This window comes from Bacillus sp. z26, assembly GCF_058313635.1.
Genome location: NZ_JBZFQM010000003.1, coordinates 529,382 through 544,976, shown reverse-complemented (window position 1 = coordinate 544,976; position 15,595 = coordinate 529,382). Strand labels below are relative to the sequence as shown.

Sequence of the window (15,595 nt, the reverse complement as noted above, 5' to 3'; positions counted from 1 at the left end):
GAAGTGGGGTTGGAAAGATAGTAGGGAATTATTTTCTGAAAAAAATATAGCATAGTAAGGAGTGAGCCAAATGGGTAATCAATTGGAACTGGCAACTTTCGCGGGGGGCTGTTTTTGGTGCATGGTCTCCCCGTTCGATGAACAGCCTGGCATTATAAATGTGGTATCGGGTTATACCGGCGGTCATACAGAGAACCCCACCTATGAAGAGGTTTGCAGTGATACTACGGGCCATTATGAGGCGGTTCAAATCACATATGATCCTGAAAAAATGTCATATGAAACATTGCTTAAACAGTATTGGCAGCAAATCGATCCAACGGATGCCGGAGGGCAATTTAATGACCGGGGTCAATCTTATCGGACAGCGATTTTTTATCATACTGAAGAGCAGCACCGTTTAGCTATTAGCTCAAAGAATGAGCTGGCCGAAAGCGGACGCTTTCAGAAGGATATTGTAACGCAGATCCTTCCAGCGGGGCCGTTTTACAGGGCAGAAGAGAAGCATCAGCATTATTATAAGAAGAATCCTTTTCACTACAATCTCTATAAAGAGGGATCCGGCCGAGCTCGTTTTATCAGGGAGAATTGGAAGAATACGAAGAGTGATGAGCAGCTGCGGGCAGAATTAACACCAATCCAATATGAGGTCACAAGAAATAATGCGACTGAGCCGCCATTCCAGAATGAGTATTGGGACAATAAGAAAGAGGGAATCTATGTAGATATCATTTCGGGTGAACCTTTATTTAGCTCTCTTGACCAATATGATGCCGGCTGTGGCTGGCCTAGTTTTACGAAACCGATACAAAGACAGGAAATGGAAGAAAAGCTTGATACTTCGTATGGGATGAGAAGAATTGAAGTGAGATCCAAAACATCAGATTCACATCTGGGACATGTTTTTGATGATGGACCAGGTCCGGACCGAGCTCGCTATTGTATTAACTCCGCAGCGCTCCGATTTATCCCGGTTGATCAGTTAGAGGAAAAGGGATACGGACAATACTTAAGTTTATTTGAAAAGTAAAGATTAGAAAGGACTGCACTAAATCCGTTGGTACGGATTTGGCAGTCCTTTTATCATTTATTCACTTACCTTCTGAATCCTGCCTTCTACTTTATATTCAAACGGAGAAGATAAGGTTTTAACATAATCAACGGTCGCATCTAAATCGACTGGACCGACTTCCATGTCTGTCGATAGCTTACCAAAGCTCGTGCTGATATTTCCATACATATAGTTGTTAATGACAACTGTATATTCTTTATTCGGATCTACTTTACTGCCATCAGGTAAGAGGATATCGACGACTTTCCCTGTTTTTGATAGGTCATCATATGTGTACGTATAGTTAAAGCCGGATACGTGGTAATCTAACCCTCTTGCTGTGATTTGCTCATTTAAAATAACCTCTAAGTCAGCTCCGCTAAGCTTTACTTTGTTTAATACATTACCAAATGGCTGGATGGCGAATAAATCTCCAAATGTCACCTCGCCCGCATCTAGTGGAGAGCGTACACCGCCGCCATTCATTAAGGCGAAATCTGAATCCATGGCTGCCTTCATACCATCGGCAATCAAGTTTCCAAGGGCGATATCACTGAGTTCTCTAGTTGTAGTTGGATAACTTTTTTCAAGAGAAGCCGTATTCTGGCCAATTATTTGTGCTTTGATTGGTTCTACTCTGTCAGCGTATTTTTTTAAGATAGCTGTTACCTTAGGATCCGGAGAATAGTCCTTTTGATAAACCGTTTTAATTTCCCCTGTTTTGCTGACAATATCGCCTGTTAGAGGATCAATGACGAGATCCACGTCAGAGAAAGCATTTCCATAGGAGTAAGCTTGGACTATTAATTTTTGATCAACAACGCGGTTCACGTTTACATGATTATGCGCTGCGAAAATAACATCGACTTCATCATCAATCTGCTCTGCAATCCGGCTTGCATCAAAGGAATCTGTATAGCCGGTTTGTGTTGCAGGATTATGGGCCAGTACGATAATGGCCTCAATGCCTTGTTTTTTAATTTCCTCTGTATACTTGTTGATGGCAGCTACTTCATCTGTGATTTTTAACGATTCATTCCCTTTTGTAACGATCATAGTAGGAGTTTCCTGGGTTACGACGCCAATCACACCAATTTTCTTGCCTTCAGCCTCTAAGACAGTATAAGGTTTAGTGATTAATTGGCCATCCCTTGTATCAAAAGCATTGGCAGCAACTAATGGGAAGTTCATTCCGTCGTAGTCAGCGTTTCCTTTAGGATGATCGCCGCCATTCATCATCCGTTTTAGTTCATCAATTCCCTCATCGAATTCATGATTGCCGAACGTACCTGCATCAAATCCAATTTCTTCTAAAATTTCAATGGTAGGTTCGTCTTGAAACAAAGCAGATACTAATGGGCTTCCTCCAATCATATCTCCTGCGTGTACCAGAAATGTGTTGGGGTTTTTAGCTTCTTCTTGCTTTAGTGCAGCAGCCGTATATGAAATCGGACCTGTTGGTAATTCTCCAACGTTAGTGACAGTATCCAACTGACCATGTAAATCATTTAATCCCAATAACTGAACATTGATACCACGATTTAAATCGATATTGAAGATGCCAAAGCCTTTAGAATCTGTTTTACCGGTGTACGTGAATGGTATTTCATCTGTGATATACTCTTCGGCTTTTGGTGAAGTCGTAAATGTGACATTCACGTCAGAAGAAATAGGAGCAATAGACCAGTTGCGGTCAGCTGTTGGTGTAATTTCTTTTACTTCAGAGATATAATCCATTAGAACTTGACGGTTTTCATCTGCTGAATCAATGACAAGTTCACTGCCTTTTAATCCAGGGAAGTTACCTCCGCCGCCTGCGCGATAGTTGTTTGTGACAACGACAAATTCCTGATTCGGATCAACCGGGCTTCCATTGTATTCCAGATTGACAACACGGCTTGATTCAGGATTGATAAGTGTACCATTTGCCGAATATTTTGGAGCCTTCGTCACATCAATTTGATAATTGACACCATCGATGACATCAAAATTATAGACCGCAAAGGAAGGGTTCAATAGTTCTTGTTCACTTGTTTTGGCAGGGTCTATTGTATTATACTTACCTGCTGACATTTCAATCCATTCCTTTACAACGGAGCCTTTGATTTTAACGGCTTTTAATGTATTGTCATAAAGATATAAATCACCAGCGCTTCGGATGGTTAAATCGCCTTTTTTAATATCTGTAAACTCATCAACACCGTTTCGGCCTGCTTTAAATGGAGCGCCAACCGATAAAATAGGAAGATCTTTTAATTCAGGTTTATTTAATTCGATGTATTTTTCTGCATACCATTTTTGTGCATTCGTAACGACCTGAACAGATGGATCATCCTGAACCAGTGCGAAATAGCTGTAAATGTCATCTGTAGTGGTACCGATAGGCGTATTAATATATTTCAATGTGCCTTCGTGATCCTTTTGAACAGCACGAACAATCGATTTATCGGGTTGTACGGACTCGTCGACACCCCTTGTTGAGGATTGAGATTTGGATACGTCCCATTCACCTTTTACTTGTTTCAAAGTCAAATCAATAATCCCAAGTGCAGCGCCACCATACCCTGCTTGCACAGCAGGCACGCCATTGATGGTTCCTTTAGTGTTATCAACACCAGGAAGAGGGTTTCCTGCAGAATCTTTAAATAAGGCATCTAAATCAGCAACTGTTTTTGCCGGGAATACTTTATGTGTGTGTGAAAATGTAATCGCGTCAATACCAGATACTTTACTTAAAGCATATACAGTATCTTCCGTATTATTGCTAGTTCCGCTAAAGCCGGAGTGAGCCATAGCAATGATGACATCAGCGCCTTTTTTCTCCATGATCGGAATATATTTTTTAGCTGTTTCTATAATATCCTTTGTAATGACCTTGCCATCAAGATTAACCTTGTCCCACTCGTTGATTTGTGGTGGAACAAATCCAATATAACCGATTTTAATGATTTTCGTTTTTCCGGATTGATCTTTTACTTTTTTGTTAACGATTTTATACGGCTGAAATTTATTAACATCATTGCGTGGGTTTTTATCATGATCATCAATGTATACGTTTGCATTTATGACCGGGAAATCAGCGTCATTATATACTTCGTTCAGATACTTTAACCCATAGTTAAACTCGTGGTTTCCAAGAGTTGCTATATCATAATCCATGATATTCATAGCCTTTATGGCTGGATGTGTTTCTCTTTTTTCTAATGGATCGATTTTTGCTTTATATGTGCCAAGAGGTGTCCCTTGAATAAGATCGCCATTATCAACTAATACGGAATTTTTTACTTCTGAACGTGCTTTCTTTACAAGAGTAGCTGTTTTGGCTAATCCTATTTTAGGAGCAGTGCTATCTTTATAATAGTCATAGCTTAGAAGATTAGTATGAATATCTGTCGTTTCCATAATACGAAGATTAACCTGTGGTTGTTCCTTAGGTTTGTGTGGCTTATGCTTGGTGGCTCCTGCTTCACTTGCCATAAAAGTGGTTGCTGTCAAGACGATTGCCAGTGTACTTGATACAACGATTCGACCTTTATTACTGCTCCATAGTTTCATACTAGGCACCTATCCTTTGTATTTTTTGAAATTTTTAGACTCCACTTACAAATATATCAAATATATTCTAATTAAAGGATAGATAAAGAGAATAACAGGTAAATACTACCATAAAATAAAGTTGACTAGATAAAAAAACAGGTAGCATGACTTAGTTTTTTTAAATGTATAGGTAATTTAGAAGTGCTTACATTTATGCTGTAGGGAGAAGTGAAAGAGTGGTAGATATTCAATGTAAGAAGACTAGGAACTGTCTATTATTAAGATGATGATTAATAATTATAAAGGGAAAAAAGTATCAGATCAGACTAAAAAAGAGGTCATAGCTATTAAACCTGATCTCTTTTATGTTCGAAACTGTAACTCAATTTATATTGAGATAGCAGAGAATGTTCCTGCCAGTTACACCATAAGTAAATCGGAAGCCTCCGAATCAAGGTTCCGAAAACCCTCCGTATAGGAAGTGCCTATATTTATATCCTTGATTAAAGAAATAAATAATAGCACTCGATGTGATCCAGCTTCAGGACCTCGGAGCTCGAGTCATAAGCAAATACTCTACGGGAGAAGAACCTTCCCTCCGAGTATTCGTCTTATGCTTTTCGCGGGCCTACAGGAAGTAGGTCATGAAGACGTTGCCAAAGGACGTGGCGTTTTTAGTCTTCGTTCCTTAATTAGAGGCCCTTCAGCACTCTAGATAGTCCGGCTTCAGGGCCTAGACGCTCGAGTCCTAAGTGTAGCTTCTGCGGGAGAGCAAAAGCACTCTCCCTCCGCACCTCCTCTTATGCTTGTCGCGTCTGATCAAGGCCCTTCAGCACTCTTGCAATATTCTCACAGGTTCTTTCTACATTTTTAGGGCCGTTTTTTAGGGTTTGGTCTAGGGGAGCGAGTTCTGGGATGATTCCGAAAATGGCATCAAATCCTTTGTCGTATAGTTCTTCGACCCCTTCTCCGATGCAACCGGCAATGGCAATCACTTTTTTATCCAGTTCTTTTGCAGCTTGCGCGACCCCATAAGGTGTTTTACCAAATTGAGTTTGAAAGTCAATGCCGCCCTCACCTGTAAATACATAGTCAGCATTTTTTAATTTTTCTCGTAAACCGCTGTATTCGATTACAATATTTATCCCTTTTTGAAGGCTAGCATTCGTGAAAATAAGTAAGCCTGCACCCAGCCCACCGGCAGCTCCGGCGCCTGGAGTGTTCCGAACCGCATGCCCTAATTGTTGTTCTACTATGTTAGCATAATGTGCAAGGTTCTGATCCAGCTGTTTGACCATCTCCGGTGTGGCGCCTTTCTGTGGTCCGAATACGTTAGAGGCGCCTGTTTCACCACATAGAGGATTAGTCACATCACAAGCTACTATCATAGATATATCAGTCAGACGTGAATCAAGCTGTGAGGTATCAATTGTGTGTAATTGATTTAAGTAGCCGCCTCCTTGAGGGATAGGGTTTCCCTCTTTATTAAGAAACTGGACACCCAGCGCCTCAGCCATACCAGTTCCGCCGTCATTAGTAGCACTTCCGCCAATTCCAATGATGATTTTCTTAATCCCTTTATCTAAACAAGCACGAATCAATTCACCTGTACCATATGTAGTGGTGATGAGTGGGTTTTTGGTTTCTTGGGTGACATGGTGTATTCCGCTGGCCTCAGCCATTTCAATCACTGCAGTTTCCTGATCTCCCATAATTCCATAGCGAGCTGTAACAGGACTGCCGAGTGGACCAGTTACGTCCAGTGAATAGATAGTGCCGCCTGTTGCATCAACGAGTGACTGAACAGTGCCTTCACCACCATCTGCCATCGGAACATGGATATAATCTGCATGTGGATATACCTTTTTGATACCTGCTTCCATTGCTATACATACCTCTTTTGCCGTCATACTCTCCTTAAAGGAATCGGGTGCAAGTACAAATGTTTTGCTCATTGGAAATCCTCCTATAATAGATATCATTTATAAAATAAATCCGAATATAAGCGTGGCAACAATAGTCATAGTCGCACCGACGATTGCTTCATAGCCGACCACGGACATCCTTTGTTTAATCGACATGTTCATGCTTTGTGCTGTCACATGAAAATAGTTCCCGTGCGGTAATGAGTCAATTACAGTTGCTCCTGAGTGGACCATAACAGAAGCGGCAAGTGGTGCAACTCCCATGTCTAAAATGGCTTGGCTGAATGAACCCGTGGCAATAATAACGCCCGTAGATGTAGAAGCAGTGGCAGCTGCCATTAAAATACCTGCTATAGGTGCCAAGAATGTACCGGAAATACCAGAAGCATCAATTATAGAAACGACTTGTGCTGATAGATTAGAATGCGATATTAATCCGCCGATGGCACCTGCACCAATTAAGATCAACACAGTTACTGTCATTCTATCCAAGCCTGATGCAGTATATTTCAACAGATTCTTCGATTTTCCCATGGCGATTGTTCCGATTATCCCTGCAAGCGGAAGAATATACATGGCATCCACTTTAAAGTTGGATAAAGCTTCAATATTTAAAATAGATCCTAATGGATTAATCATTAATAAAACAATGGCTACCAATGGAGCAATGATTGCTTTTTTTAATGAGGGATAGTGGGCTGAATCATGATTAAAGTCTACAACCTCATTATTTGAGACTTTTTCACCTTTATTTTTTATTAAAGAGGCAATAAGGACAGTAGTGATTAAGCCAAAAACCGCCGGAATAAGGCCGGCAATCATAACATCGCTAAGTTCTAAATCAAAGCCTCGGGCTGCTGCAATTGTATTCGGGTTTGGAGAGATGATGTTACCTGCTTTTCCTCCTCCGGATAGTGCTAATAATAAAGCGATTTTTGAAATGCCCATTTTATTACCAATTGATAAAGCAATAGGGGCTACAATCAGGACAGCTACAGGGATGAATACCCCAACGGCTGTAATAATCATGGTGGCAAGAGCTAAAGCAATGAGTGCCTTCTTTTCTCCTAATTTAGAAACAATTGATTGGGCAATCGTTTCTGCCGCCCCGGATTCCATCATGACACCGGCTAGAACTCCAGCGGCAAGTACGCGAATAACAGTACCCATAACACTTTGAGTGCCGCCAACAAGAATATTAATGGTTTCCTCAAGATTGGCTCCACCTATTAAACAACCAATAATGGCTCCTAAAAATAGAGCATACAGCGGGTTCAGCTTTTTTAAGATTAAGACAATGGCAATTGCCAGACCGGCTAAAGCCCCAAACCAACTAATCATAATCCCGTCCATCTCGTAACCTCCTAAGTTGTATTGAATACGTTATCATTATAATTTGATAGCGGTTACATATCTATTGATAGATAGATGATTTTCTTTGTGCAAATGCACAAAGAAAGGGAGGAGAGGTTTGCTAGTTTATAATGGAGTTATAGGAGATGATTTACGAATTATAAGATAAGTAGGGTACAGAAATGAAGAAAGGTTTTGTTCACCATGTATCAGTTAACAAATAAACAGGCACAACATATTGTCGATAAAATGATGGCGGATATTCCGTATAATATCAATATTATGAATGAAAAGGGCATTATTATCGGCAGCGGGAGTAAGGAAAGAATCGGAACCTTTCATACTGGAGCAGTCCAAGCCTTACGTTTAGGCAGGAGGATTACAATAACAGAGGATAATAAGTACGAAAAAAAGGGTACAAATGAACCGATTGTCATTAATCAAAGGATGGTAGGTGTTATTGGGATTAGTGGCGAGCCGGGTGAGGTAATCCCTTTTTGCAAACTAGTCAAAACCACAGTCTCTCTGTTAATTGAACAAGAAATCGCATTAAAGAGTATGGAGGAGATTAGTAAAAAGAAGTCCGCGTTTCTTAAGTTATTAGTAGAAACGAAGTACCAATACTCAGATGAAATAAAAAGGGAAGCTCTGAATTACCAGCTTGATCTGACAAGAAAAACGTCTGTCCTGATTGCAAAACCAAAGCCAAGTCCTAAAAGAATCCATTATCCTGTTTTTGAGGAAGAGGAGTATTCCATTATCCTGCTACAGGATAATAGTGGAATCGAATCCTTGGTTGACCTGATAACCAGTGAAAATCGGACTATAGAGATCAGTGTTGGAAGTCATGTAGACACTATTTCTGAGAGCTATCATCAAGCAATCAGTGCTATGCAAATTAGTGAAAAATTAAATATTCAAAAGAGAATTATCCATTATAAGGATGTATGCTTTTTATCCAGTATCAGCAAGATAGATATAGATTCGTTCATTACTCATTCCTATATTAAAGGTTCTCTTATCTCTTCGCCAGAATTGTTGGAGACCTTACAGATGTATATAAATAAGAATGGCAATATGACATTAACGTCAAAAGAGTTACATATTCATAGAAATACGCTGCAATATCGTTTGGATAAAATTAAGGAGATAACAAATAAAGATCCTAAGAAATTATTTGAATTATTTGAGTTAATTTTAATTATGTTAAAGGATTAAAATGGCATACATTTAAACCTAACTTTCAGTTAGGTTTTTTTAATGGAAACTAAAAGTTGAATTGAAAAGATGTAAAGTTTGTGAATAAATTTGAGCAAAAAAATAATTGAAATGACAAAACTGTTATAGTGTATTTTGGTTCGGATTAATACAGTTTGTGAAAAATATCACATGTTTTTGGAAGTGTTTTCATTGCTTTCACAATCATACTCATCAAATAATACTTGTATACAACTACGTATACCAATAGATTAAGAGTTTGATTAATTAATCTAAAGTGAAATATTTCACAAACTTTTTTTGAAAATTTCACTGGACTGTTATAGTTATTTTGGACTATACTGTATCTATAAAGTTAAGAAATAAAATTAAAAATTGCTCAATTTAGAAAAGGAGATTGTGAAAATGAAAGGTGTAGTATCAACTTTTGCACTAAAAGCAGGATCACTATTGTTAGTATATACAGCGATGCAAGTTTTTATGTAATAGGACTATTTTCACTAAAAGATAGGAGGAGAAAGAATGAAACCATTAGCGATGGTGTTTGGGTTTAAAGCTGTAACAATGGGATTAATGTTATTTATGTAATGAACTTTGTATGTGTCACATTTGTTTTTATAGGAATGCAAAATTTTTAAAAAGACAGGAGGAAGAAAAGAATGAAAGCATTAGGAGTTGTATTTGGATTTAAATTTGTAACTATGGCTGTTATGTTATTTGTTTAATGTAATTAACTACATGCAGGTTTTGACTAATATCTAAAACAAGGGAGGGTCTTATATGAAAGCTTTTGTGATAATATTTTCCTCTAAAGCAGCAACTTTAGGAATGGTGTATACTTCATTAAATGCCTTTATCTAAAATGAATAGACAAAGGCACTTAGAGTATGCACCATAAAACTCCATCATTAAACACATATTTTCCTCGAATTATTTTCTTTAAAATGAAAAGAAGGCTCCGCTATTCAAAGCAAGAGCTTCAAAATCATTACTATAACGATTCTTTTATGATTTTCTTATAATATGAAACAGATAATACTCCAAATATAGAATAGAATCCTGTATACAACACCATTACTAGTAACATCGGCGCCCAAATTTCTGTTCCAAATAGGAACCATCCTGACTTAACTGCGAAATAGCTATGACAAAGGCCAAGTATTAGTGGAATTCCGAAATTAAACAATTGTTTGAGCTTAATCCCCTTCAAAAGATCTTGTTGGGTAAATCCAAGTTTTCTTAAGATTGAGAAGTTTAACCTTTCGTTTTCACTTTCACCCATTTGTTTAAAGTAAAGAATGCAGCCGGATGTAATCAGAAAGGTCAATCCTAAAAAACCGACAATAAACATTAGTAATCCCATTGATTTTTTATTATCTTGACTCATGTTGAGGCGAGATTCATGTGTATCATCCTGAGTAACAAATTGGTTGAACAGACTATTTGCAACAGAAAGTTGTTTAGGAGCCTTAATATCAATCCCGATGTAGAGTGAAGAGGCATCATGAACAGCTGGATGAATATCATCCTTTAGCCTTTGAAATGTAGACTCATCTACAACTACAGTAGGTATGCCTCCATTTGTAAAGTACCAGGATATCACATACTCTCTATTAAGGCCTTTATATTCTTGGTCAATTGTTATAGTTTCACCTGCTAATTGTATGTTTCCCTCATTTTTAAAATCTATCATATTTCTCAGCATATCACTGTAACCCGTAAAATAAGCTTCATGAGGAGATAAATCAACCTCGTCCATTGCTTTGTCACTGATTACAGGCATTGGCATAGCATCTGGTTGATAATCAAGCAAATCAAGGTTGGTTTTTAGTATGTGTTCGATATTTATTCGCGCTTGAACCACTTCAATTTTCTTTTCCTTATAGGCAATACCATTTTCATGAAGGAAATTCGTAAATTGATTGGCATCTTTATTATTAATGAATGAGAAGTTAGCCGGAATATTATTCTTCGCCGTTTTCTCTGTTGAATAGAAGGAGATATAAGATAATGAGAGTAATCCGATAGCAAGTGCGGAAACGGTTGTGATGATCGTTAATAATAGAGCATTCGATTTCATCCGAAACATGATGGAAGAGAGAGATAAAACCTCATCCACATTTAAATAACCATCTTTACTTTTGCGAACACGATTTAAAATAAAGGTCACAGAGCCTTTATAAAACAAATAGGTTCCACCTATAACTGCCCCAAGAATGTAAGCCATCACTCCAAATAACTCATTGCTGGTAGTAAAATCGCCATCTAAAATTTTAGTTGAAAGATAGTAGCCAGATCCCACCAATAAAATACCGAGTGTACCAATGGTAATTTCAAATTTAGATATCTTTTTAACCTTCACTTCAGTGGAAGAGCTTACTCTAAATAATGACAATATAGTTTGTTTTTTAATGAAGAGATAATTCGATAACATGATTAGTAGATAAATCACACTGAACACAATAATGGTTTGGATTAGAGCTTCTCCTGAAAAACGAAGAGTAGCGATATCGTCGACACCAGTTAATTTAATTAAAATAAGCATAATAAGCTTTGAAATAGAGAAACCAATAAACATACCAGCCAACAATGAACCAAAGTAGAGGATCATATTTTCTATATTCAAGATACGGAATATTTTCGACTTCGTCATACCGATTAACTGGAATAGACCAATTTCTTTGCTGCGCCTTTTAATAAAAATACTATTAGCAAAGAGCAAGAAAACAAGTACGATGCCAATGAGCAAAATAGATCCTACTTGAAGTGAAGCTCCTCCTTTTATCGAACCTTTAGTAGCATCCATTGCGGGGTCATACTGCAGAGTAACAAAAGAAAAGTAAAGGGCAACACTGAAAATTAAGGCAAATACATAGAGATAATAATTGCTTGTATTTTTTTTGAGGCTTCTCCATATGAGTGTTTTAACGCTCATCCTTCACACCACCCAAGATTCCTTGTGTTTTCATAATTCCTCTGAAAAAGGATTCACGATCTTCCTGGCCCTTAGTTAGCTGTGTATAGATTTGTCCATCCTTAATAAAAATAACTCGATTGCAATAACTGGCTGCAACAGCATCATGTGTAACCATAACAATGGTTGCATTTCTTTTTCGATTTAAATCACTCAGCTTATTTAACAGATCGGATGCTGATTTAGAATCAAGAGCTCCTGTAGGTTCATCGGCGAAAATAATACTTGGTTCATGGATAAACGCTCGTGCTGCTGAGGTTCGTTGCTTTTGACCACCTGAGAGTTCATTTGGGTATTTATCCTTCACATCAAGAATGCTAAGCTCCTTTGCTACCTCGTTAAATTTCATGATTGCCTCTTTTTTAGATAAGCCGCTAATAGATAGTGGTAATAGAATATTTTCCTTAACGGTTAAGGTATCCAGTAAGTTATATTCCTGAAAGATGAAGCCGAGATGATGCTTGCGGAATTCCGCCAATTTCTTTTCTTTCATTGCGGTCATCTCTATATTATTTATCATAATGGTCCCTTGGCTGACTTTATCAATCGACGATAATACATTCAGTAATGTTGTTTTTCCTGAACCGGAGGCCCCCATTATTCCAACGAATTCTCCTGTCTTTATAGAAATATCAATCCCTTTCAAAACTTCTTGTTTATTAAATTTGCTCCCGTATGATTTATGGAGTTTATATGCCTCTAAAATTTTCATATTAATCGTCTCCTCTTAATTGGTATCTTCATTATAAGAGGCCACCGAACTTTAAATCCTTCTATTCTCCGAACAAAATAGAAAAGCATGTGACATTCCTGTCACATGCCAATGACCTCAACAAAATCATTTTTCTTTGGAAAGGTGAGGGTAAACCGTGTACCTTCGCTTAGGTTTGAATCGACTCCTATCTCGATCAGTAAAGGTTTTGCAGCTTTTTTTACTAAATATAAACCCATGCCTGTAGCAGCATTGTCGGTATGTTCAACGGCAGATGTATAGCCTTTATCAAAAATGCGAGGCAGGTCTTTTGGGTCGATACCTCTTCCGTTATCCTGTATGGTTAAAATGATATGTCCGTTTGGCAGAAGACTGCTCGAAAGAGTAATATCAGAATCATGACTATATTTGACTGCATTCGTTAATAATTGTCTAATAATAAAGCTCAACCACTTGGCATCACTTAAAACGGAGATGATATCCAATTGGAGGTCAAAGCCTATCCCTTTTTGGATACACCAACTTTGCAAATCTCTTACTTCTTTATAAATCATCGATCGTAAGTCCAGAGTCTCTATTAGAAGGTCGTTTTCAATGAATTGAAGGCGCTTTTGGTAAAGTTGAGAATCAAGCAGATGGTGAATTCTCATCCATTCATAGGTTAGCTCAGATCTTGTTTTTTCATCATCCAAGCGATCAATGATTAAATTCATTGCTGTTAATGGAGTTTTAACCTCGTGAATCCAGGAGAGTAAATCATCTTTTTCTTGTTCAATTAAGGTTTGGCTATGCACGGTTTCCTGTCTCAGTTGCTCCGTTTGATTCAGGATACTGGTTAGAACAATTTGTTCAAAAGGACTTTTTGCTTCCGGTAGATTAGAGATGTTCAAATCAGTTTCCCATTTAGCTAAACTTCTATAAAATCGTGTTTCTATTTTATAGCGAATGATCATAAAAATGAAAAATAAAATCGCAGATAAAAAGACAATATAAGTGATTGAATGAAAAGGGATGGATTGGTCGATATAAGCTACAAAGAGAATGAATAGATGAATAAACAGGAATAAGGTAATCCAGCTTCGTTTTTCAATCAAATAGTTTTTTATCATATGGAATCAGCTTTCTCTTTTGCCATGTATCCTTGACCCACTTTTGTTTCAATAAAATGCCCAAGTCCAAGTTCATCGAGCCTCTTTCGCAATCGATTCACATTAACCGTTAATGTGTTATCGCTGACAAATCGCTCATCATCCCATAAACTGCGAATTAAAATATCTCTGCTGATAATTTTATTCGTATGATCTATTAGTTGCTTTAAAATGAAAATTTCATTCCTTGATAGCTCTATTGACCCGTGTTCGTTTTCAATCGTATTTTTTTCATAATTAATGGTTGCTCCGCACCAGATTTTCAGCTGTGTTTGATCAGCATTATAATGATAAACTCTTCGCAAAATGGCTTGTATCTTCGCAATCAACACATCAAAGTGAAAGGGCTTCTGTATAAAGTCATCAGCACCAAGCTGCATAGACATGACCATGTCGGTAGGGTGGTCTCTGGATGATAAAAATAATATGGGTACATTGGAGTGCGTCCTAATCAGCCGGCACCAATGGAAACCATCAAATTTAGGCAATTGGATATCAATAAGGACTAAGTCAGGCTGAATATTCGTGAATTCATTAAGTACCTCTCCGAAATCTTGAACGCCATATACTTCATAGGACCATTGTGTTAACCTCTCCTTAATTTCTTTAAAGAGGCTGGTGTCATCTTCAATTAATAAAATTTTAAACATAACCATCACCGTTCTTTGTTTATTAGTATTGCGACTGGCAGAATAGTAACTTAAGCTATTTTGTAGGTAATAGGTGTTTGTCATGTCATGTTCAGCTTATTTACATAAATTGTACTATAAAAAATGATTAGCAAATACAAAAAGGAGAACAAGCATTTATGCTTGTTCTCCTTTTTACTAAGCGTTAGCCAAAGATTATAACGAGGATTCCCACAATGAAACAGTAAATAGAGAAGTACCCCAATTTCCCTTTTTTCATAATATCCATAAACCAGCGCAGTGAAAAATAGGAGGCAATGAGGGAAGCCAGGAATGCCAATGCATAAGGCAGGATCAGCTTTCCTAAATTAGGATCGTTCATCATATCGGATACTGAAAATACCATGCCGCCAAGGCTGATTGGAATATATAAGAAGAATGAGAACTTCAACGCGGTTTCACGATTCATGCCCATCGCCATAGAGGATACGATGGTTGCACCGGATCGGCTGATTCCAGGAATTAAAGCAACAGCCTGTGATAATCCTACAATAATGGCATCCTTAAATGTCAGTTCGCCTTCAGCTTTCCTACCCTCAAAATTACGGATCAGCCATAGGGCAATACCGGTAATAATCAGCGTAAAGCCAATGACACGCACACCTTTAAATATAGAGGCAATCTGATCTTCGAAGAAGAGGCCAATAAAGGCGGCTGGAATTGTAGCTACAATCAGGTAAAGGATGAAATAGAAGTCCTTTTTCATAGCAATGGTTCTATCAGAAACTGTTAAATAGGAAAATCCGTTTTTAATCAGTTTTATTAAATCCGCTCGATAAATAAAAATAACAGCCAGCAGGGACGCAAAATTTACAAATAGCTCAAAGCTTAATCCCGGAATGTTAAGTCCGAAAAAATGCTGAAAAATAACCAAGTGACCGCTTGAAGATACAGGGATTGGCTCGGTAAATCCTTGTAGTAATCCTAAAAAGATGAATTTTATTATTTCGAAAAAACTTACTGAATCCATAAGTAACACTCCTACTTT

Annotated in this window: 10 protein-coding genes; 2 read left to right on the top strand and 8 right to left on the bottom strand. The window is 37.8% G+C overall.

Annotation, left to right across the window (positions count from 1 at the left end):
- The first annotated feature begins 70 nt into the window (after positions 1-70).
- Positions 71-1,030 (top strand): peptide-methionine (S)-S-oxide reductase MsrA, encoded by a 960-nt coding sequence (gene msrA / locus AC4G3K_RS12890; protein ID WP_491133547.1) that lies wholly within the window; start codon positions 71-73, stop codon positions 1,028-1,030.
- 57 nt (positions 1,031-1,087) lie between these two features.
- Here msrA and AC4G3K_RS12885 read toward each other — a convergent pair whose 3' ends face one another.
- From AC4G3K_RS12885 to AC4G3K_RS12875, 3 genes are all read right to left on the bottom strand, one after another.
- The gene (locus AC4G3K_RS12885) at positions 1,088-4,606 is read right to left on the bottom strand and encodes a bifunctional 2',3'-cyclic-nucleotide 2'-phosphodiesterase/3'-nucleotidase (RefSeq protein ID WP_491133546.1); all 3,519 of its coding nucleotides are present in this window, start codon (positions 4,604-4,606) and stop codon (positions 1,088-1,090) included.
- A 782-nt stretch (positions 4,607-5,388) separates the two neighbouring features.
- Positions 5,389-6,543, bottom strand: coding sequence for a glycerate kinase family protein (locus AC4G3K_RS12880; RefSeq protein WP_491133545.1), 1,155 nt, complete (start codon positions 6,541-6,543; stop codon positions 5,389-5,391).
- Between the two features lie 27 nt (positions 6,544-6,570).
- On the bottom strand, positions 6,571-7,866 hold the full coding sequence (locus AC4G3K_RS12875; protein WP_491133544.1) for a GntP family permease: 1,296 nt from the start codon (positions 7,864-7,866) through the stop codon (positions 6,571-6,573).
- Positions 7,867-8,070: 204 nt separating this feature from the next.
- Between AC4G3K_RS12875 and AC4G3K_RS12870 the strand changes: the two genes are divergently transcribed.
- Positions 8,071-9,084, top strand: a complete 1,014-nt coding sequence (locus AC4G3K_RS12870; protein ID WP_491133543.1) for a CdaR family transcriptional regulator — start codon at positions 8,071-8,073, stop codon at positions 9,082-9,084.
- Between the two features lie 991 nt (positions 9,085-10,075).
- On the opposite strand, the gene AC4G3K_RS12865 is transcribed toward AC4G3K_RS12870, so the two are convergent.
- The 5 genes from AC4G3K_RS12865 to AC4G3K_RS12845 form a co-directional block, all read right to left on the bottom strand.
- Positions 10,076-12,019 carry an ABC transporter permease gene (locus tag AC4G3K_RS12865; protein ID WP_491133542.1) on the bottom strand — a complete coding sequence of 648 codons (1,944 nt, stop codon included), beginning with the start codon at positions 12,017-12,019 and terminating at the stop codon, positions 10,076-10,078.
- Complete coding sequence (locus AC4G3K_RS12860) at positions 12,009-12,770, bottom strand: ABC transporter ATP-binding protein (protein WP_491133541.1); 762 nt, start codon at positions 12,768-12,770, stop codon at positions 12,009-12,011. The genes AC4G3K_RS12865 and AC4G3K_RS12860 overlap by 11 nt, the downstream gene beginning before the upstream one ends.
- 101 nt (positions 12,771-12,871) lie before the next feature.
- Positions 12,872-13,879 carry a sensor histidine kinase gene (locus tag AC4G3K_RS12855; protein ID WP_491133540.1) on the bottom strand — a complete coding sequence of 336 codons (1,008 nt, stop codon included), beginning with the start codon at positions 13,877-13,879 and terminating at the stop codon, positions 12,872-12,874.
- Entirely contained in the window at positions 13,876-14,568 is a 693-nt protein-coding gene (locus tag AC4G3K_RS12850) for a response regulator transcription factor (protein ID WP_491133539.1), read from the bottom strand. Before AC4G3K_RS12850 ends, AC4G3K_RS12855 begins: the two co-directional genes overlap by 4 nt.
- A gap of 184 nt (positions 14,569-14,752) precedes the next feature.
- Positions 14,753-15,577: an undecaprenyl-diphosphate phosphatase gene (locus tag AC4G3K_RS12845; protein WP_491133538.1), complete on the bottom strand. Its 825-nt coding sequence runs from the start codon at positions 15,575-15,577 to the stop codon at positions 14,753-14,755.
- Positions 15,578-15,595 lie beyond the last annotated feature (18 nt).